18 protein-coding genes and 1 pseudogene are annotated in these 17,997 nt (G+C 57.7%); 9 read left to right on the top strand and 10 right to left on the bottom strand.

The genetic code is table 11. The features are described from left to right. Positions 1 to 2 precede the first annotated feature (2 nt). Entirely contained in the window at positions 3 to 512 is a 510-nt protein-coding gene (locus tag ACQQZ8_RS01075; RefSeq protein ID WP_431710914.1) for a hypothetical protein, read from the top strand. Positions 513 to 519: 7 nt separating this feature from the next. On the opposite strand, the gene ACQQZ8_RS01070 is transcribed toward ACQQZ8_RS01075, so the two are convergent. The 3 genes and pseudogenes from ACQQZ8_RS01070 to kynU all read right to left on the bottom strand — a co-directional run bounded on the left by ACQQZ8_RS01070 (position 520) and on the right by kynU (position 3,968). Continuing rightward, positions 520 to 1,143, bottom strand: a complete 624-nt coding sequence (locus tag ACQQZ8_RS01070) for a thymidine kinase (RefSeq protein ID WP_431710913.1) — start codon at positions 1,141 to 1,143, stop codon at positions 520 to 522. Positions 1,144 to 1,153: 10 nt separating this feature from the next. Beyond that, a pseudogene (locus tag ACQQZ8_RS01065) lies at positions 1,154 to 2,452 on the bottom strand (amino acid permease). Positions 2,453 to 2,687: 235 nt separating this feature from the next. Beyond that, on the bottom strand, positions 2,688 to 3,968 hold the full coding sequence (kynU, locus tag ACQQZ8_RS01060) for a kynureninase (RefSeq protein WP_431710912.1): 1,281 nt from the start codon (positions 3,966 to 3,968) through the stop codon (positions 2,688 to 2,690). Positions 3,969 to 4,074: 106 nt separating this feature from the next. On the opposite strand from kynU, the gene ACQQZ8_RS01055 reads away from it, so the two are divergent. The 4 genes from ACQQZ8_RS01055 (at position 4,075) to ACQQZ8_RS01040 (ending at position 7,343) form a co-directional block, all read left to right on the top strand. Further along, a complete protein-coding gene (locus ACQQZ8_RS01055; RefSeq protein WP_431710910.1) occupies positions 4,075 to 4,560 on the top strand; it encodes an Lrp/AsnC family transcriptional regulator in 486 nt (161 codons plus the stop codon). 170 nt (positions 4,561 to 4,730) lie between these two features. Beyond that, positions 4,731 to 5,237, top strand: a complete 507-nt coding sequence (locus ACQQZ8_RS01050) for a hypothetical protein (protein ID WP_431710909.1) — start codon at positions 4,731 to 4,733, stop codon at positions 5,235 to 5,237. Next, positions 5,227 to 6,678 carry a sensor histidine kinase gene (locus ACQQZ8_RS01045; RefSeq protein WP_431710908.1) on the top strand — a complete coding sequence of 484 codons (1,452 nt, stop codon included), beginning with the start codon at positions 5,227 to 5,229 and terminating at the stop codon, positions 6,676 to 6,678. The genes ACQQZ8_RS01050 and ACQQZ8_RS01045 overlap by 11 nt, the downstream gene beginning before the upstream one ends. Beyond that, positions 6,675 to 7,343 (top strand): response regulator transcription factor, encoded by a 669-nt coding sequence (locus ACQQZ8_RS01040; RefSeq protein ID WP_431710907.1) that lies wholly within the window; start codon positions 6,675 to 6,677, stop codon positions 7,341 to 7,343. Before ACQQZ8_RS01045 ends, ACQQZ8_RS01040 begins: the two co-directional genes overlap by 4 nt. Positions 7,344 to 7,909: 566 nt before the next feature. Here ACQQZ8_RS01040 and ACQQZ8_RS01035 read toward each other — a convergent pair. The 6 genes from ACQQZ8_RS01035 to ACQQZ8_RS01010 form a co-directional block, all read right to left on the bottom strand. Further along, complete coding sequence (locus tag ACQQZ8_RS01035; RefSeq protein WP_431710906.1) at positions 7,910 to 8,806, bottom strand: polyphosphate polymerase domain-containing protein; 897 nt, start codon at positions 8,804 to 8,806, stop codon at positions 7,910 to 7,912. Continuing rightward, positions 8,806 to 9,441 (bottom strand): DUF4956 domain-containing protein, encoded by a 636-nt coding sequence (locus tag ACQQZ8_RS01030; protein WP_431710905.1) that lies wholly within the window; start codon positions 9,439 to 9,441, stop codon positions 8,806 to 8,808. The genes ACQQZ8_RS01035 and ACQQZ8_RS01030 overlap by 1 nt, the downstream gene beginning before the upstream one ends. A 480-nt stretch (positions 9,442 to 9,921) precedes the next feature. Then, on the bottom strand, positions 9,922 to 10,338 hold the full coding sequence (locus tag ACQQZ8_RS01025) for a DUF3151 domain-containing protein (RefSeq protein WP_431710904.1): 417 nt from the start codon (positions 10,336 to 10,338) through the stop codon (positions 9,922 to 9,924). Positions 10,339 to 10,340: 2 nt separating this feature from the next. Continuing rightward, a complete protein-coding gene (fbaA, locus tag ACQQZ8_RS01020; RefSeq protein ID WP_431710903.1) occupies positions 10,341 to 11,363 on the bottom strand; it encodes a class II fructose-bisphosphate aldolase in 1,023 nt (340 codons plus the stop codon). 152 nt (positions 11,364 to 11,515) lie between these two features. Continuing rightward, positions 11,516 to 12,916 carry a peptidoglycan DD-metalloendopeptidase family protein gene (locus ACQQZ8_RS01015; RefSeq protein ID WP_431710902.1) on the bottom strand — a complete coding sequence of 467 codons (1,401 nt, stop codon included), beginning with the start codon at positions 12,914 to 12,916 and terminating at the stop codon, positions 11,516 to 11,518. Between the two features lie 110 nt (positions 12,917 to 13,026). After that, entirely contained in the window at positions 13,027 to 13,680 is a 654-nt protein-coding gene (locus ACQQZ8_RS01010; RefSeq protein ID WP_431710901.1) for a TrmH family RNA methyltransferase, read from the bottom strand. A gap of 59 nt (positions 13,681 to 13,739) precedes the next feature. Here ACQQZ8_RS01010 and corA point away from each other — a divergent pair, with 59 nt between their 5' ends. Next, entirely contained in the window at positions 13,740 to 14,747 is a 1,008-nt protein-coding gene (gene corA, locus ACQQZ8_RS01005) for a magnesium/cobalt transporter CorA (RefSeq protein WP_431710900.1), read from the top strand. 187 nt (positions 14,748 to 14,934) lie between these two features. Beyond that, the gene (locus ACQQZ8_RS01000; RefSeq protein ID WP_431712103.1) at positions 14,935 to 15,711 is read left to right on the top strand and encodes an HAD-IIA family hydrolase; all 777 of its coding nucleotides are present in this window, start codon (positions 14,935 to 14,937) and stop codon (positions 15,709 to 15,711) included. A 94-nt stretch (positions 15,712 to 15,805) separates the two neighbouring features. On the opposite strand, the gene pyrE is transcribed toward ACQQZ8_RS01000, so the two are convergent. Continuing rightward, positions 15,806 to 16,363 (bottom strand): orotate phosphoribosyltransferase, encoded by a 558-nt coding sequence (gene pyrE, locus ACQQZ8_RS00995; RefSeq protein WP_431710899.1) that lies wholly within the window; start codon positions 16,361 to 16,363, stop codon positions 15,806 to 15,808. Positions 16,364 to 16,669: 306 nt separating this feature from the next. On the opposite strand from pyrE, the gene ACQQZ8_RS00990 reads away from it, so the two are divergent. Both ACQQZ8_RS00990 and nadE read left to right on the top strand, forming a co-directional pair. Beyond that, on the top strand, positions 16,670 to 17,116 hold the full coding sequence (locus ACQQZ8_RS00990) for a MarR family winged helix-turn-helix transcriptional regulator (protein WP_431710898.1): 447 nt from the start codon (positions 16,670 to 16,672) through the stop codon (positions 17,114 to 17,116). 52 nt (positions 17,117 to 17,168) lie between these two features. Beyond that, the gene (gene nadE / locus ACQQZ8_RS00985) at positions 17,169 to 17,993 is read left to right on the top strand and encodes an ammonia-dependent NAD(+) synthetase (protein WP_431710897.1); all 825 of its coding nucleotides are present in this window, start codon (positions 17,169 to 17,171) and stop codon (positions 17,991 to 17,993) included. Positions 17,994 to 17,997 lie beyond the last annotated feature (4 nt).

The following is a 17,997-nucleotide window of genomic DNA, read 5'->3' as shown; positions in this document are numbered from 1 at the left end:
ACATGGCATCTAGCTCCTCAGAAGTTTCTCACCTGGGCCCAGCACCCACGTTGCCGGTGGCACGTCTTTTTGTACTCGCACCGTTACTGGCGCTGGCCGTCGTTGGCTCAGCTTATTTTCTGTTGCGCCCCCAATTGCCCGCGCAGCTAGCCCGCCATATCGGGCCGGACGGTGTTGGGCTGAGCTCCACAGGGGTCGTCTTGCTGATTGGCAGTGGCGTGGCGGCAGCTCTTTTTGTGGTGGCCTTATGCTGCGCTATCGATTTTTGGAAGCATGAGCACTGGTATCAAACCCAGAAAATGATGGTGGTCGGTTTTGCGGCTTCCGGTTACGCCGTGTCTGGCTTATTGCTGGCCAGTATATTCAATGTGCGCGGTGTCGACCCCGCCGCTGCGTCTGGGGCTTCGATCGGATATGGCCTGCTGGCCTTTCTGGTGGTGTTGATCATCGCGATCTGGAGTTACGTTGTGCTCTTACCCGCCGGAAAGTTCGAAGAGCCCTGGGGCAGCTAGTGGCCTACTAGCCCAGCTGGCCGCCCGAAATTTCCAAGTAGCATTTGGCGCATAAGGATTCGTACCAAACGTCCTCGCCATCGATAGCTACCTGATCGCCGTCGAACACCACGTCTTGACCAACCCGACGAGTGTTAAACATGGCCTTGCTGCCACACCGGCAGATGGTCTTGAGCTCTTCAAGTGAATGCGCTAATTCCATAAGCCGGGCTGAGCCCGGGAAGGCGTGGGAGCGGAAGTCGGTGCGGATCCCGTAGGCGAGCACCGGGACATCATCGAGCACCGCGATTCGCAACAAATCATCGACCTGTTCGCGGGTCAAAAACTGGGCTTCATCAACTAGCAAACAGGCAACTGGCGGAGCATCCACATGGGTGAGCAGGGCTTCGGGATCCTCACCGGAAGCCAGCGCACTAAATTCCTCGCGTAAGTGGTCGGTGGGGCCGATGACCAGGTCCACCTCACGGCGCAACCCCAATCGTGAAACGATCGAGGCTTCTCCCTTGGTATCTACGCCGGGCTTCGCTAACGCAATACGTTGCCCGCGTTCCTCATAGTTGAACGCGGCCTGCAGCAGGCTCGTTGATTTGCCCGAGTTCATCGCCCCGTAGCGGAAGTACAGCTTGGCCACTAAAGTCTCCTCAGTTACTTCCGGTCGACCCGGATGACACCGTTTCCGAGTTTAGTGCGCGACGGGCTCTAGCCAGTAATCCATAGCCCAGACTCAGCAGAATCAGAAACGGAATCCCAAAGACCAGAGTTAATCGGAATTGGTCGGTGAAATACGAGGTCACCAGCAAACTTCCAAGCAACAGAACCCCAAGTAACGATGCTGGCACCGAGGCACGGATCCGAAAACCCGGTTCGGTCCCCTGGCGTGCACTTTTGCCGCGGAAGGCTAGATGCGTCAGCAGAATCATCACCCAGGTAGCCATCGCGCCGAAGGTGGCCAAGGAGATCATGATTTCCATCCCCTCACCCGGGGCGAAGGCATAAACCAGCGCGGCAATCGCAATCCCACCGGCGGACATCCACACGGCGTGGGCTGGTGCCCCATTGCGGGCGATCGACCCAGCCAACCGTGGCGCATATCCGGCCCGAGACAACGAGTTCAAGGTTCGCGACGCCGCATACAACTGGGCGTTCATCGCTGACAGTGCCGCAACAATGAGCACAAAATTCAGGATTGAATCAGCGAAGGGGATCCCCACCAGCTGCATGACGGTGACGAACGGCTAACCGCCGCTAAGCAGTTCGCTAGGTGGCGCAAGCGCCAGAATCAGACCCAGTGTCAGAGCATAAAAGAGCAGTAATCGCAGGAAGGTGATCTTGAAGGCCTGTTTCACCGCCTGCCGCGGATGTTTGGCCTCCGCGGCAGCGATCGCGATCACCTCGATCCGCATATAGGAAAAGATCGCGACGATCACCGCCGCCCACAGCCCGGGTATTCCTCCGGCGAAGAAGGAAGCCTCAGCAACATAATTACCGAGTGAATGCTGGGGGTTACTGCTGCCAAACACCAGCCAGCCAGCGACCGCGATAAATGCCACGATGGAAAATACCTTAATGGCGCTAAACCAGTACTCGGTACTACCGAAGGTTTTCACCTGGGTCATATTCACGCCGAGCAAAGCAAGCGAGAACCCAATAACCCAAACGAGCCCCGGAACCTGCGGAAACCACAACTGCATATACTGCCCCACGACACTGACTTCGGTGCCCACCGCCAGCACCAGAGCCGACCAGTAGATGTAGCGGGTGAGGAACCCGGCGTAGTTTCCGAGATACTCTTGCGCATAGCTGCCGAAGGAGCCGCCCAGTGGCCGATGTGCGGTCAGTTCGGCCAAAGCCGCCATGACTATCAGCGCAATCAGTCCACCGATTACGTAGCTGAGGATGACACTTGATCCGGCCAGCTCGATACCTAATTTGCTGCCCATAAATAGGCCGGTACCGATAGCGCCACCCAGCGCAATCATCGACATCTGTCGCGAACTCAAACTCCGCTTAAAGCCCGCAGTGGATGCGTTAGGCACCGAGGTATGTGACAAGTTCAGTCCTTGCAAAAAGTCCCTGGTTCTCAAAAGCCAAGATGAGCTTCCGAGAACCACGGTACTGTCCCGTCGCGGCGCGGCCGGTGACAGCTAAAGTCACCGGGAACGCAGGAAAAGGCCTTTAGGTCACCGCATTCCGGACCGAATACTCTTCACGCTGCCAAGCCTCAGTGTGGAGAATTTCACGCAGAATCTCCACCGAATCCCAGATATCCGTGCGGGAAAGGTAGAGCGGGGTTATCCCAAAACGCAGGACTTCTGGCTCCCGGTAATCACCAATCACTCCGCGATCGATCAGTGCCGCCATTATTGCGTACCCCTGCGGATGCTGGAAACTGACATGGCTGCCGCGCTGGGCGTGCGCACGCGGGGTGACCAGTTCTAACCCAAAGCCAGCGCAACGCGTCTCGACCAGTTCGATGAATAGATCCGTCAATTCCAAAGATTTCGCCCGTAGCTGCCCCATATCCGCCGAGAGAGTGACATCCAAACCGGTTTCCACCATGGCCATGGAGGTGATTGGTTGAGTGCCGCACATAAACCGCCGGACATCCATGGCTGGGGCATAATTAGTAGCCATCTCAAAGGGCTGAGCATGGGACCACCAACCCGACAGCGGCTGCCAAAAACGGTCTTGGTGTTTGGCATTCACCCAAATGAACGCCGGCGAGCCCGGCCCACCATTGAGGTACTTGTAGGTGCATCCCACCGCATAGTCGGCACCACTGGCATTCAACTCAACCGGAACCGCGCCGGCGGCATGCGCCAGATCCCAAACGATCAAAGCCCCGGCTTCATGTGCAGCCCGGGTTATTGCGGCCATATCCCACATGGCTCCAGTCCGGTAGTTCACATGGGAGAGCGAAACCACCGCGGTGTCATCACCCAGCGCAGCGCGCAACTCGGCCTCGGTGTCGATGAGCTTAACCTCGTAACTCACCCCATGTTCGGCTCCCACCGAATTCAAGAGATCGGCAAGGCCTTCGGCGATGTAAATGTCGGTCGGAAAATTATCACGTTCGGTGATGAGCACCCGCCGTCCCGGCCCATCGACCTGCTGGATACGCAATGCCGAGGCTAAAGCCTTGAAGAGATTCAGACTGGTGGTATCGGTGACGACGGTTTCCCCGGCGTTGGCCCCCAGGAGTTGACCGAGCTTATCTCCGAGCCGGGTGGGCATCTCGAACCAGCCAGCAGAGTTCCACGAACGGATCAGGCCCTGCCCCCATTCCGTGGCGACCACCTCGGCGGCGCGCTGCGCGGCACCTACAGGAAGTGCCCCGAGTGAGTTCCCATCCAGATAGAGCACTCCTTCGGGCAGCACAAACTGCTCCTTATAGGAAGCCAAGGCATCTGCCTGGTCCAACTCTTGCAATGCTTCGCGGCTCAGCAACGCACCCATATCTCTCTTTCCTTCCACCTATTCACAATCTTTCCCATATCCTAGAATCCTCAGTGAGAATTTTTCTTTGAATCCAAACTTTTATAAGAAAAGAGGTGACATTTTCGTGAAAGATTCACCGTGGGCCGTATCGGTAGGCACCGAAGCGAATTCTATTCCGGTCGATTCCATCGATGTGAGCATCCTTATTGAGTTACAACGCGATGCGCGGCTACCCAATAATGTGCTCGCTCAACGTGTAGGACTTGCGCCCTCAACGTGCTTGGGAAGAGTCAAAGCCCTACGTTCCCGTGGAATTATCGAAGGGTTCGAAGCGCGGATCAATGAGAAACTGCTCGGTGTCACCGTCAATGCGATGATCTCTGTGGTTGTTGCGGCACAGGCCCGGGATCGAATGCTTCCGGCAGCTAAATCGCTGGCGCTGCTTCCGGAGGTCCGTGATGTATTCGTATTGGGCGGTACCCCGGATTTACTGATTCGAGTGGCTACCGGATCCATCGATGACTTAAGAAATTTCGTCGCCAGCCATTTGGGATCTAACCGGGCTTTTTCCTCGACCCAAACGAATATTATTTTTGAGCACCTCCGCTAGAACCCCGGAGTGACAAGCCCTTCTAAGGGATCAGCGACAAACAGCCAGGATCTGGGCACTGGGTTATCGAGCCACTGGCCAGACAATGCACCAATCCGGCGGTGACCGTACGTACGGTTATTTTTGCGCTTTCTCATATTCGTCTCATTTGAATTCGTCACAATAGGGCTATGGGAAAACTCGGCATATTTCGTACGATCGGTCTGCTCCTTGCCTTAGCACTGATCGGCCTAGGCGTCGCTGGCCTCGCGCAGGTCCTCACCGGCCCCGTCCAACGGGACCTTGGGCCAGGGATTGTAGTAGACCAGCCCTTCGTGCCCTCCGACTCGGACCCCACCGATCCAAGTCGCGATCCAATCGGGGATCCCAGTGGTGAGCAAGGTGCCACTCAGTCTCCTGGCGAAGGAACAGAAAACTCTGGGGAGGGATCATCCGATGAAAGCCCCCAACCGCAGCAGGGCGCAAGTGAAACCCCCAAACCTACGGAATCTGTCGCGCCCAAACCCAGCGTTGCGCCGCAACCTACGCGCACTCAAGGCCCGGTGAAGCCACTGCCACCTAAGACCCCGAAGGTCTACATCGACGACGATGACGACGATGATGATGACTGGGACGATGACGACGACGATGATGACTGGGACGACGACGACGACGATGATGATGACGATGACGACTAAGCCGATGAAACGTCGGGTCTCTATCCGCACTCGGGTGCTCAGCGGCATGATCATTTTAGTCGGTTTGGCTCTGGCGGTCTCGGGTACCGCCAGCTACGTCCTGGAACGTCACGAACTCAATGAATACATTGATGATTCACTCTCGCGAACGGTCGAAGAATTCCGCCTGCTAGCAGAAACCGGTGTCGATCCGACGACCCGTGAGGATTTCACGCGTGCTGAGGATCTGTTGTATACCGCTATGCAGCGCACACTTCCCGCACGGCATCAGGGGATGTTGGGACTGAGCGCCGATCAATTGCAATGGACCGCCCCGGCGAACGTACAGTTACGTCTGGAAGATGACCCCGAGTTCTTTGAATGGGCGACAAGCAACTCCCCCGACGCGAGTGTGCGCATCACCAATGTCGAGACGGCCATGAGCAGCTACCGAGCAGTGGTGGTCCCCATTCAGCTGTCCTCGGATCCGAAGCCGGCGCGCTTCGTTCTGGCTTATGACTATTCGGCCGAGGTTCGACAGATCAACACACAATTTGCCGTGTTCATTGGAGTCGGTCTCGTGGTGATGTTGCTGGCCGGAGGTGCCGCCTACCTCGTGGTCGGTCGCATGTTGGAACCGATCAGGAAATTGCGTGACACCGCCCGGCAGATTTCCGAATCCGATCAATCTTCTCGTATTGAGGTGTCCGGGCACGATGAATTTGCCGAGCTAACCGTTACCATCAATGAAATGCTTGACCGGCTTGAAGCAGCACTGAACTCGCAACGTCAGCTGCTTGACGATGTGGGGCACGAGTTGCGCACCCCGGTAACGATCATCCGCGGTCACCTCGAACTGATGGATTCCAGGGATTCCGAGGATGTGGAGCAGACCAAGGAGATTTCTCTGGACGAACTCAAGCGCATGTCGATCCTCATCAATGATTTGATGACTCTCGCGGGGGCTAATCGCGCCGATTTCGTCAGCAGTAAACCCACGCATGTTGGAGAGCTTATGGATGAGATTCTGGACAAGGCGCGGGCACTGGGCGAACGGGACTGGCGCATCGGTAATCGCGCCGAAGTAAATATCGCTCTGGATGCTTCGCGGATTACCCAAGCGATGCTGCAGTTGAGCGCCAACGCCGTGAAATTCTCCGATAAGGGCTCCCGTATCGATTTAGGTTCCGCGGTCATCACCGATGCCCACAATGAAGCGACACTGCGGCTTTGGGTACATGACGCGGGGGTAGGCATCGCACAGGAAGATCGTGATCGAATCTTTGAGCGTTTTGGTCGTGGCCAGAACAGCGATCGTGCCAGCGGTTCCGGTTTGGGGCTTAACATCGTCTCGGCGATCGCGGCCTCGCATGGTGGAATAGTGTGGATGGATTCGGTGCCCGGTAGCGGCTCCACCTTCTACATCGACATTCCCCTCGCCGAAGGAGTGCCAAGCGAATGAGTCGAATACTAATCATCGAAGATGAACCACGTATCAGTTCCTTCATCGCCAAGGGCTTACGCGCTGCGGGGTTAACGCCCACCGTGTGCGCCACTGCCGCCGAGGGTTTCAATCAAGTCCAAGCCAGTAACTTCGAGCTAATTATTTTGGATCTGGGTCTGCCCGATGAGGACGGTTTCAGTCTTCTGCGACGGATCCGCGCAAACCACATTGATTCGCCGGTCATCATTCTCACCGCCCGCAACAGCGTCGATGACACGGTGGCAGGGCTGCAAAACGGCGCCGATGACTACATGGCTAAGCCCTTCCACTTCGATGAATTGCTGGCCCGGGTGCGCTTACGGCTGCGCACTGAAGACAATGGTTCTGATACTGCCGTGCTGAACCACGGAGAGCTGGAGATGGACTTGTTGCGACGGACCGTCAAGGTCTCAGGTAACGAAGTAGATCTTTCGGCACGTGAATTTTCCTTGGCCGAAGCATTCCTTCGCAACCCCGGCCTCGTGCTCAGCCGCGAGCAGCTACTGTCGCGGGTATGGGGCTATGACTTTGATCCGGGATCAAATGTCGTGGACGTTTATGTCCGGTACCTGCGCAATAAACTCGGCGGCGAGCGCTTTGAGACCGTGCGCGGCGTGGGCTACCGACTGGCGCGCGAAAGCTAACCCATCTCCCGTCCTCGCGGATGCCTCAAACACCCCACAGCCTTGAAACTGCAGCCATGTGGGGGTGTTCCTAGGTGTGCTCGATCTCCTGGCACTGCCCATTGCGGAAGTCACAGCAGCCGTTAACTGCACGCAGCGCGGGCTGCAGAGCCGCAAATTATGGGCGTTCAGGTGCGCGATAGTCTCGTCGCCCTCATTCCTTGCGGGCACCTAATCCACCACGATCGGGCTCTATCTGCACAGTCTTACCTCCAAAGAACATGACTTCATCACGGAGTCGGGACCCTTCGACCAACCTTGAGTCGCGCTGCGCGCACCACTGGGCCACCGAGCCCTGCGGTGCGGCCTGAGATCAGTCCAGCGGTTCTATTCCGGACTACCGCACGGCATTTGCGCGGCCCACCAATGCGTTGCAGATCGCGTCCTGTCACGGGGACTCGTGGACTTGGGCACCGCTAGTCGATAGCCGCCTCACAATTACGCGGCTTAAACGACTAACCGCCACCTGGGGGAAGTGGCGGTTAGCGTGCACTAGGCGTGATTTCCAAGTCCTAAGGTCTGGGACTCTATGCGTAGTGCGGCAGCGGAGCACGGCGACGCTGAAGATCACCGCGATTCCGCGGAGCGGTGGCTCGTTGCGGGGCTTGGAATCGCTGGTCCAGCAATCGACTCCATTTATTGGCGGGGAGTTGCGGATTGAGCAGAGCAATCCCAATGCAATACTTACTCATGCTGACCGGGCGGATGCCCAGCTCGGCTAAGGCCTGATCACTCACCCCGCGGCCGTCGGCGGACTTGGTTTCTACGACGATGAGGTCTGGGCCGTCAATCTGCTGCGTGGAGTTAGCGTACTTCAGTTCTACGTCGCAGGTTACCCGTTCCCCGTCGAGCGGATTGACGAACGTGGCTCGAACATATGAGCTGTCGAGCACCGGGGCCAGTCGCGGAACGTCTTCCCCATATTCTCGGGCGACTACCTCGTCGAGAAATTTCAGCGAGTCATCGGTCAACCGGCCGGCATCATCCAATTCCTGTTCGATACGATGCTTGACGGTGGCCCCGCGTAGGCCCTTGGTTTTGATTTCGAACATCGACAGTCCGGTATCGGCGTAAGTGCGGCTGCGTACCTTGTACCGACGGCGGCGGCCTTGCCGGTGGGCCCGGTACTGTTCGAAGTCCTCGGTGTCGAAGTACACCGATTCATAGCGGAAGGTGCGTAGCCCGTCGATCTCCATGATGCGAAAGTCTATGCCTAGGCGTTCGGCCAAAGCTGTGAATTCCTCGGGAGTGAGCAGAAACTTACGATCAACGCGTGTTTGCAGGGCTGCTTCGGCAATGACTTCCTCCAGCCCAATGGGGTCGCGATGCGCGACGGCTCGCTCAAGGGTTGCGCGAGCCCTACCCACGGGACGCAAAGGTAGTGTGGCTGGATCCTTGCTATCCGGTTCGCTAATCGGTTGCATTAGGACCACGATCCCTGTTGGTTGGATGACGCCGGCTGTGGAATGTTAGCCAACTGGTAGGTGCCTTGGTATTCGTATGGCATCCGCGGTGGGTTGATACGGAAACGTACGTCCACAATGGTCAGGTCGCGGACCATGTCCAACTCGATGACAACGGTGCGCAGGACGCGGGCGCCGAGCAGTTCCTGCAAGGCTTGGACCAGCTCTTCGTTGCGCGGGTAAGCCTTTTCTAGGGTGACGGTCTGACGCTGAGTGCGTGGGGCGAAGCCCGGGTGATCGGCTAGGAACATCACCAGCACCAGTGCGGCGGTCACTGCCGGAGAGAACCATGCCGGGTCCGGGTGCAAACCGTTGACCAGGCCAATGGCCAGTGAGATGAAGTAGTAGGCAACTTCTTCCTGCGTCAGAGTGTCCGAACGGAGGCGGATGATCGACAGGATGCCGAACAGCCCCAGACCCAGACCCATGCCAGCCCCCGAGCCGGAGAGCAACATGGTGACCGCGAAGATACCCATGCTCAGGGCGATGTATGCCAGAACCAGATCGCGGCGGAAGTGCCGGCGGAAGTAAACAACGTAGACCAAAACGGTCATACCAACGATGTTGGCAGCCAAACCTGCCCAGAATGACAACATTTTTCTTTCCCTTCGTGGAACTTTTCGTCTGGCTAAGACACTACGAGCCTCAAATGAAGAGAAAAAGAGAATTTGATGAGGGCGTTCTCATATTCATGAAAAACCTCGGGATTGAACCGAGGTAAACGAAGAGCGTCATCCGAATTAACCCTAGGTGTAAACAAGGTTTTCGCAGGTCAGACAGGTGTTGTCGGGATCTTGGACAATATCACGCGGATTTAGCTCAAGATTAAATGAGAATCCCCTCATCTCACGGCAACAATCGACATTAGCGACCACACGTCAACCTAAAACGCCTTGTCAAAGCCCATTTAAGGGAGCATCTCAGGCTACGGCACGAGGCACAGCTAAAGACTACGCGTCACGGGTTTCATGAGACGCAGACGGAGCAAGGCCGAGCCTTAGCTGTATCGCTGCGAATTCTCACGATTAAACAGAACGGTCGGAGCAGGATGCCCTGCCCCGACCGTTCATTAGCTGTTACTCGGCTTCGATAGCCGCCTTGGCCGCTGGATCCGAGTCATTGAGGAAGTCGGCAATGCGCTGCACTTCCTCACTCTCCCCGATCGCTGCCGCGGCACGGCCCAGCGCGTACAACGCACGCAGGAAGCCACGGTTCGGTTCATGACGCCACGGCACCGGTCCCTGGCCCTTCCAACCGGCGCGCCGCAGCGCATCCAGTCCACGGTGATAGCCCACCCGCGCGTAGGCGTAGGATTCAACGATCTGCCCCTCGGCATGAGCATCATTAGCTAAGAGTGCCCAGGCCAGCGAGGAGGAAGGGTACTTCGCGGCCACATCGACCGCTTCATCGCCGGCCGCCAGACGGGCCAGCACGTCGGTTTCTTCCGGAAGCAGAGTTTCGGGGATTCCGAGCAAGTTCTTACCGATATTCATCTTTACTTCAGTGCCTTTCCAGCCGAGCCCAACTGCTGGGCGGCCTCGACGATCCGAGCAGCCATGGATTCTTCGGCCTTGGCGCCCCAGACACGTGGGTCATAGGTCTTCTTATTGCCTACTTCGCCGTCGACCTTCAGCACACCGTCGTAGTTGGTGAACATGTGTCCGGCGACCGGACGAGTAAAGGCGTACTGGGTGTCGGTGTCGATGTTCATCTTAATGACGCCGTAGGACACCGCGTCGGAGATTTCCTGTTCGGAAGAACCCGACCCACCGTGGAAGACCAGATCGAAAGGATTCTCCTGACCCACCGCGGCACCAACCTGCGCCTGGATATCCTTCAAAATCTCCGGACGCAGCTTCACACCACCTGGCTTGTACACGCCGTGTACGTTGCCGAAGGTCAGCGCGGTGATGTAGCGACCCTGATCGCCGGTACCCAACGCCTTAATGGTGGCCATGGCATCCTCGACGGTGGTGTAGAGCTTCTCGTTAATCTCGTTTTCCACCCCGTCTTCTTCACCGCCAACAACACCGATCTCAACTTCGAGGATCTGCTTGGCAGCGCTCGTCCGGGCCAACAGTTCGGCACCGATACGCAGGTTCTCATCCAGAGTTTCGGCCGAGCCGTCCCACATGTGCGAGTTGAAGAACGGGTCACGTCCCGCCTTCACCTCGGCCTCGGAAGCGGCTAGCAGCGGAAGCACGAAGGAATCGAGCTTATCCTTCGGGCAGTGATCGGTGTGCAGGGCAATATTGACACCGTAGTTCTTGGCTACCTCGCGGGCGAAGGCCACGAAACCTAGCGATCCGGCGATCATGTCCTTGATCGATGCGCCAGAGAAGTAGGCGGCACCACCGGTTGATACCTGAATGATTCCATCGGATCCAGCCTCGGCAAAGCCACGAATGGCGGCGTTCAGCGTCTGCGAGCTGGTGACGTTAACAGCCGGGAACGCATACCCGCCTGCCTTGGCAGCATCGATCATGGCGTTGTATGTATCCGGGGTTGCGATAGGCATGCTTCACTCCTGATGGTTGAGCGGGGGTATCCCGTCATCCGCGACGGCGATTCGTATCCATCCTAGCTTCCAACGCAATCCGCCATCGGATGATCGGGCTAAGTGACAAGCGAGTTACACCTCACGCAGCTGTGTAGGGGGTTTCCCGCCCGCTAGCTTTTGCTGGGACTGAGCGTGGCCGAGAGCCGAGGCGGGGTCACTGCACCGCTTGGTGCGGTGCTCCGTTCCGACTTCAACGCGGTGGCGCTCGGTGTGCTGGTTGGTTCTGGGCTTGGGCTCAAGCGGTCCTGTGGTGTCTGACTGCTGGGCGGGCGGGGCGAGTTCTCGGGTTCTTGTGACCCGGTAGGTGAGGCCGATTCACTTTCGCTAGCGTCCTTGCTTGGGGATGCGCTTTCGATCGGGGTACCGCTGTGCGGCGGAGGGCCTTCCGGCTCGTGGCTGGTTTCCGGAGCGGTGGGCTCGGCTGTGGCTTCATCGCTTGGCGATGGCGAGGACTCGTCTTCGGAAGGCTCCGGATCACTGGGACTTGGGGTATTGGGGTCGGTGCTCGGGCTGGGCTCCTGCGGCGTCTGCTCCGAGGGGGTCGGGGTCGGTGAGCTCGGCGAAGGCTTAGTAGTTGGAGTCGGCGAAGGAACCATCGGGGTGTCATCCTTCGGGACAACCACATCCGGGTCTTCCGATGGCTGTGGGCTGTTGCCCGTGTTGGGTCGGCCCTCGGGCGCGGTATAAGACTTGACCGTCAACCTGCGCGAATCAACCATGGGGTTCGGCTGCCCGGAAATAGACGGTAGATAATTCCGCGGATCATGCCACCGACCATCGATGATCACTTCAAAGTGCAGGTGGCAGCCGGTGGAGTTTCCGGTAGTTCCCACCAGGGCGATTAGCTCTCCCTGCTCCACTTCGTCACCGATTTTTACTAGGAGCTTGGAGTTATGGCTATATCCGGTGTGGACGTTATTGCCATGATCCACCGTCACCCGGTTGCCCGAGTGACCGTGCCAACCGGAAACGATCACGCGTCCCGACTCGGCCGCGTAGACCGGTGAACCGCAGGCCAAACCGTAGTCTTGGCCGATATGTATTTGGTTGCCCGGGCCGGTGGGGTTCTTCCGCCAGCCATAGGAACTAGTGATTCTCCGGGTGGTCACCGGGTGCATCAGTTGCAAGTCTCCGGGCAATACGCCGAGCTGACCCACCTGGCCAGCCAGTAACGTGGATTCATTCTCAGCCGTTTCGTCGGCCCCTTCGAGCATGCCCACCGGACGCCCATCGATCGCCACCTGTTTACCGGTGGCACCGAAAATCGCCAGCGGCGCGTGTTCATCAACGTACACGTCCCCGGTGAAGAAGCTCGGGTCATTGATGGTGTCGATCGCCACCGGGATATTTCCCTGCCGGTCTTCAACCCCCTGAGCAACGATTGGGATGGTCAGGGCCCCGGTCAGGCCTAGTGCGGCCGCAACGGCCAAGCCTGCTTTCAGGCCGCGACGTTGCGGCCTACCCTGCGTAGGCAGGAGTAGTTCACGGTTTACACGGTGACGCCGTTTCACACTGGCTCGCTTTCAATCCCCCACAGACGAATACACACCAGCCTAGGCATTCTTAGGCAACTAATAAAGTAGTTTGAGTAAAATGCTGGGTTAATTATTTGCGCAGCTGACTACACCGATTGGTTGAATACGTGGCGACGAACCCAGGCATGCATGGCTATGCCTGCGGCGGAGGCCGCATTAATCGACCGGGTGGACCCGAATTGTTCAATTGACAGGGTGGCTTCGGCCGCCTGATGCACTTCCTCGCTCAGTCCGGGGCCTTCTTGCCCGAAAACCAGCACGCACTTTTTGGGCAGCTCATAGGTCTCCAGCGGAACCGAGTCGGGGAAGATATCCACCCCGATGACCGCAAGCCCTTCACCCTTCGCCCAAACAACAAAGTTCTCCACCGTCGGGTGATGCCGCACATGCTGATAACGGTCGGTCACCATGGCCCCGCGTCGGTTCCAGCGTCGCCGGCCAATGATGTGCACTTCCTTGGCCAAAAAGGCGTTAGCGGTACGCACCACGGTGCCAATGTTCATATCGTGTTGCCAGTTTTCAATGGCGATATGAAAATCATGGCGCCGCTCATCGAGGTCGGCGATAATTGCGTCCATCGTCCAGTAACGGTATTTGTCCGCAACGTTCCGACGGTCACCTTCTTCGAGCAACTGCCGGTCATATCGGGCATCCTCGGGCCAAGGGCCCTGCCAGGGTCCGACACCAATAATATGCTCGGGATTCGACTCGCGCGAGGGATCATGCACTTCTTGACTCACCCTTACTAGGGTAGTGGCTCAGGAGCGCATTCATTACACAACCAGCGGACGGGAGACTCATGGCGGTAATCGACAATGTCGTTTACGTGGCGGGCAAGGCGGTGCAGCATCCGCAAGATCTGGCTCAAACCCTGCAGATTATGCAGCAAACCGGCGGAATGGGCTGGCTCGGGCTTTACCGTCCCAGCGAGCAGGAATTAGCAGCGGTGACCGAGGAATTCGGTTTGCATCCACTAGCAGTCGAGGACACCACCAAGGGTCATCAACGCCCCAAACTCGACCGTTACGATGAACATCTCTTCGTAGTGCTGCGCCCCGCGCGATATCTCGATGAGGCCGAAGAGGTGGAGTTCGGTGAAATTCATATCTACGCTGGCACCAATTATGTAGTGACCGTGCGTCGCGCCGAAGCTCCACAATTGGCCACGGTCCGCCAGCGCCTACAAAACGCGCCAAAACTTCTCTCGGCCGGTCCAGCCGCGGTGCTCTACGCGATTATCGACCAAGTCATTGACGAGTATTTTCCCGTGATTGATGGGCTCCAGAACGATATTGACGAAATTGACGAACAGTTATTTCAGGGCAATTTGAACGTTTCGCGACGGATCTATCAGCTGTCCAGGGAAGTGATCGACTTTCAGCGGGCGGTAGCTCCGTTACCCGAGGTGCTGGAGCAATTGCGTCGCGTGGTACGCCGTATGGGTTTGGAAAAATCTCAGGCCAAGGAACTGGATGCGAATCTAATTGACGTAATCGACCATGCCATCCGCTGCGCGGAACGCGTCGCATCCTTCCGCGCGCTGCTTTCCAACGCCTTGTCTCTGTCCTCTACCTTGGCTTCGCAACGCGCCACCGAGGCCGGCCTAGCGCAAAATGAGCAGATGAAACGGATCTCCTCCTGGGCCGCGATCTTGTTCACCCCGAGTCTGATCGGGGCGATCTATGGGATGAATTTCGATCAGATGCCCGAACTGCACTGGAGCATGGGCTATCCGTTCGCACTGGGGCTCATGGCCAGTTCCGCAGTGGTGCTTTATCTGGTGTTCAAAAAGAACAGGTGGCTGTGATCTTCCTAGTTTGTGCCGAGCTCGACCGACATCCCGGTGGAGGCTGTGTACCCTATTAAGCGTAGGGAAGCTGCTCAACGACGACTGATCCCGCCCGTTGCACGCCTACGAAAGGAACCTTGGCACCGTGACCAAGATTGAACGCGCTACACGCACCATTCACGATATCGACAGCTGGCTCACCGATATGGACGGGGTGCTGGTCCACGAAAATCAGGCCTTGCCAGGGTCCGCCGAACTGATCGACTTCTGGCGTAGCGGCGACAAACCCTTTTTGGTGCTGACCAATAACTCGATTTATACCCCGCGTGATTTGCGGGCGCGTCTCTTGGCTAGTGGATTAGATGTGCCCGAGAAAAACATCTGGACCTCGGCGCTGGCCACCGCAGAATTTCTTGCTCGACAACGCCCCGGAGGCCGCGCATTCGTGATCGGGGAAGCCGGGTTGACCACCGCGTTACACGACGCGGGCTTCATCTTGACGGACACCGACCCCGACTATGTGGTGTTGGGCGAAACCCGAACCTACTCCTTTGAAGCGATCACCAAAGCGATCCGCCTGATTGCCGCCGGAGCCAGCTTCATCGCGACGAATCCCGATGCCACCGGGCCCTCGGCCGAAGGGTTACTGCCAGCCACCGGCGCGGTGGCGGCAATGATTTCCCGGGCTACGAACCGTGATCCGTATGTGGTGGGCAAACCTAATCCGATGATGTTCCGCTCGGCGCTCAACCGCATTAACGCGCATTCCGAAACCACCGCGATGATCGGGGACCGGATGGACACCGATATCGTTGCCGGGATGGAAGCTGGCCTGCTCACCGTCTTGGTGCACACCGGCATCACCGCCCCCAGCGATGTCGCGACCTTCCCCTTCCGTCCGGATTTGAGTCTCGCTTCGGTTGCCGAGCTGTACCAACAGCTGACCCATCCACAGCCCAACCCTGCCCCGGAAGTGAACTAGCCCGCGCAGCTTCGGCAGCACTAAAACCGGCCGGTTAAACCAAAATGACGTAACGGCTCCAGATCGCAGGAGCCGTTACGTCATTCGCAATTCTTTACAGACCCAGTTCGTCCTTGCCATAGGCGAACAAGTAAGGAACACCGGCTTCGGCTTCGATACGTTCCTTAGCCCCGGTGTCACGGTCCACGATCACGGCAACAGCAACCACATTGCCGCCGGCCTTTCGCACTCCTTCGACTGCGGTCAATGCAGAACCGCCGGTGGTGGAGGTATCTTCCAGAACGATCACGTTCTTACCCTCCACGCTCGGACCCTCAACCTGACGCCCCATCCCGTAGGACTTCTGTGCCTTACGCACCACGAAGGCATCAATGTTGCGGTGCGCGGTCCGTGCGGTATGCAGAATCGCGGTACCTACCGGGTCCGCACCCATGGTCAGGCCACCGACATTCGAGAACTCCAGCTTGGCGGTGTCCAGCATATTTAGCATGACCTGGCCAACCAACCCGGATGCCTCATGATGCAGGGTGACTCGACGCAAGTCGATGTAGTAGTCCGCTTCCTTACCGGATGACAGAGTGACCTTGCCACGGACAATGGCAAGCTCCTGGATTAGTTCTTTGAGACGCTCACGGGCGCTGGTTTTGCTCATGGTCTTGATTCTAGTCGGCAGCTTCCAGCTCAAGCATCTTTCTACACGGTGGGCAACGCTCTATGAAGCGCGGCGACAGGAGCTTAAAAATGAGGCGGTTTTGCCCGGGGTCACAAAGCAACATCGGCCGAGGGAAAATCGGGTCCCGCGCTACCGCGTGGGGGCATGGAGCGCGGAGAACTAGCGGATTTTCACCCCCTAGCCCTGTTTCATGTGGGCCGATAGACTAACAATCCAGTCTGATCATTTCACCCGATGATCAGGGCCTCACTTGGTTCGTTAGTTGGATACAGAAAGGCTGATTCGGTGCAGACAACACGCCCCTTGGGTTTTTGGCTGAAATTGGTAGATTCGCTGATCGATAAGCACTTTGCGGCAACCTTGGAGGAGCATGGGGTGACCCGGCGGCAGTGGCAGGTGCTGAACATGTTGGCGCAACGCCCTGCCACCGAACGAGAGTTCATTGATGCCCTCGCCCCATATTTCGCTTCGGCTGATGAACCACCCAGCGTTACCGAGCATCTGAGCGAATTAGTTGAATCCGGATGGATCGCACATGAGGGTGAGTATTATTCGATCACCGATCGCGGTCAGAACTCCTTACAGACCCTCAGTGCATTGGTCGAAGAAATCCGCGAGCGTTGCGGCTCCGATTTGAGTGCCGAACAATATGACACGACGGTGAGCTCCTTGGAGCAGATGGCCCGGAATCTCGGGTGGGAACCAGACACTTCCGAAGAGAGCACTTCCTAGGCTATTTTGCCCGCGCCGCGCGACTTTGCCTCATACCCCATAGGATGGGTACATGCGAACACTGCAGGCTGAAATCATCAATGAACTCGGCGTCAAGGCTCAGATCGATCCCGCCGAAGAGATCCGACAACGCGTTAAGTTTCTTAAGGATTATCTGCGGGTTACTGGCGCCGCGGGTTTCACCTTGGGCATTTCCGGAGGAGTCGACTCCACGCTGGGTGGCAAGTTAGCACAGTTGGCGGCAGAGGAATTGCGTGCTGAAGGGCAACAGGCAACGTTCGTTGCGGTGCAGTTGCCCCATGGTGTGCAACAAGACGCGGCAGATGCTCAAGCCGCAGTGGATTTCATTGCACCCGATGAGCAATACACGGTTAATATCGCCCCAGCCGTGCAGGCACTGGATGATGCGGTGACCGAGGCCGGGTATCAGCAGCTTTCCGATTTCAACCGGGGCAATGTTAAAGCCCGGATGCGCATGATTGTGCAGTATGCGCTGGCCGGTGATCGGCGCATGCTCGTCATCGGCACCGACCATGCCGCTGAAGCGGTGACGGGCTTCTTTACCAAGCACGGTGATGGAGGCGTGGACCTGGTGCCATTGGCCGGGCTGAATAAGCGACAGAACCAAGCCCTGTTGCGCGAGCTGGGTGCCCCGGAGCATCTCTGGGCGAAGGTTCCCACTGCAGATTTGCTAGATGACCAGCCGCAGCGCACCGATGAGGATGAGCTTGGACTGCGTTATGAGCAGATCGATGACTACCTTGAGGGTAAACCAATCGCTGAGGAAGCCGCCGAGCTACTCGAACGTCGCTTTCTGCTCTCTCGGCATAAGCGTGCCGTACCGGCAACTCCGGCAGATACTTGGTGGCGCGACTAACTCC

The organism is Glutamicibacter uratoxydans, from assembly GCF_050753455.1.
Taxonomy (GTDB): Bacteria; Actinomycetota; Actinomycetes; order Actinomycetales; family Micrococcaceae; genus Glutamicibacter; species Glutamicibacter uratoxydans_A.
Note: the sequence above shows the minus strand (reverse complement) of the source record. Positions and strands in the feature narration are given on the sequence as shown.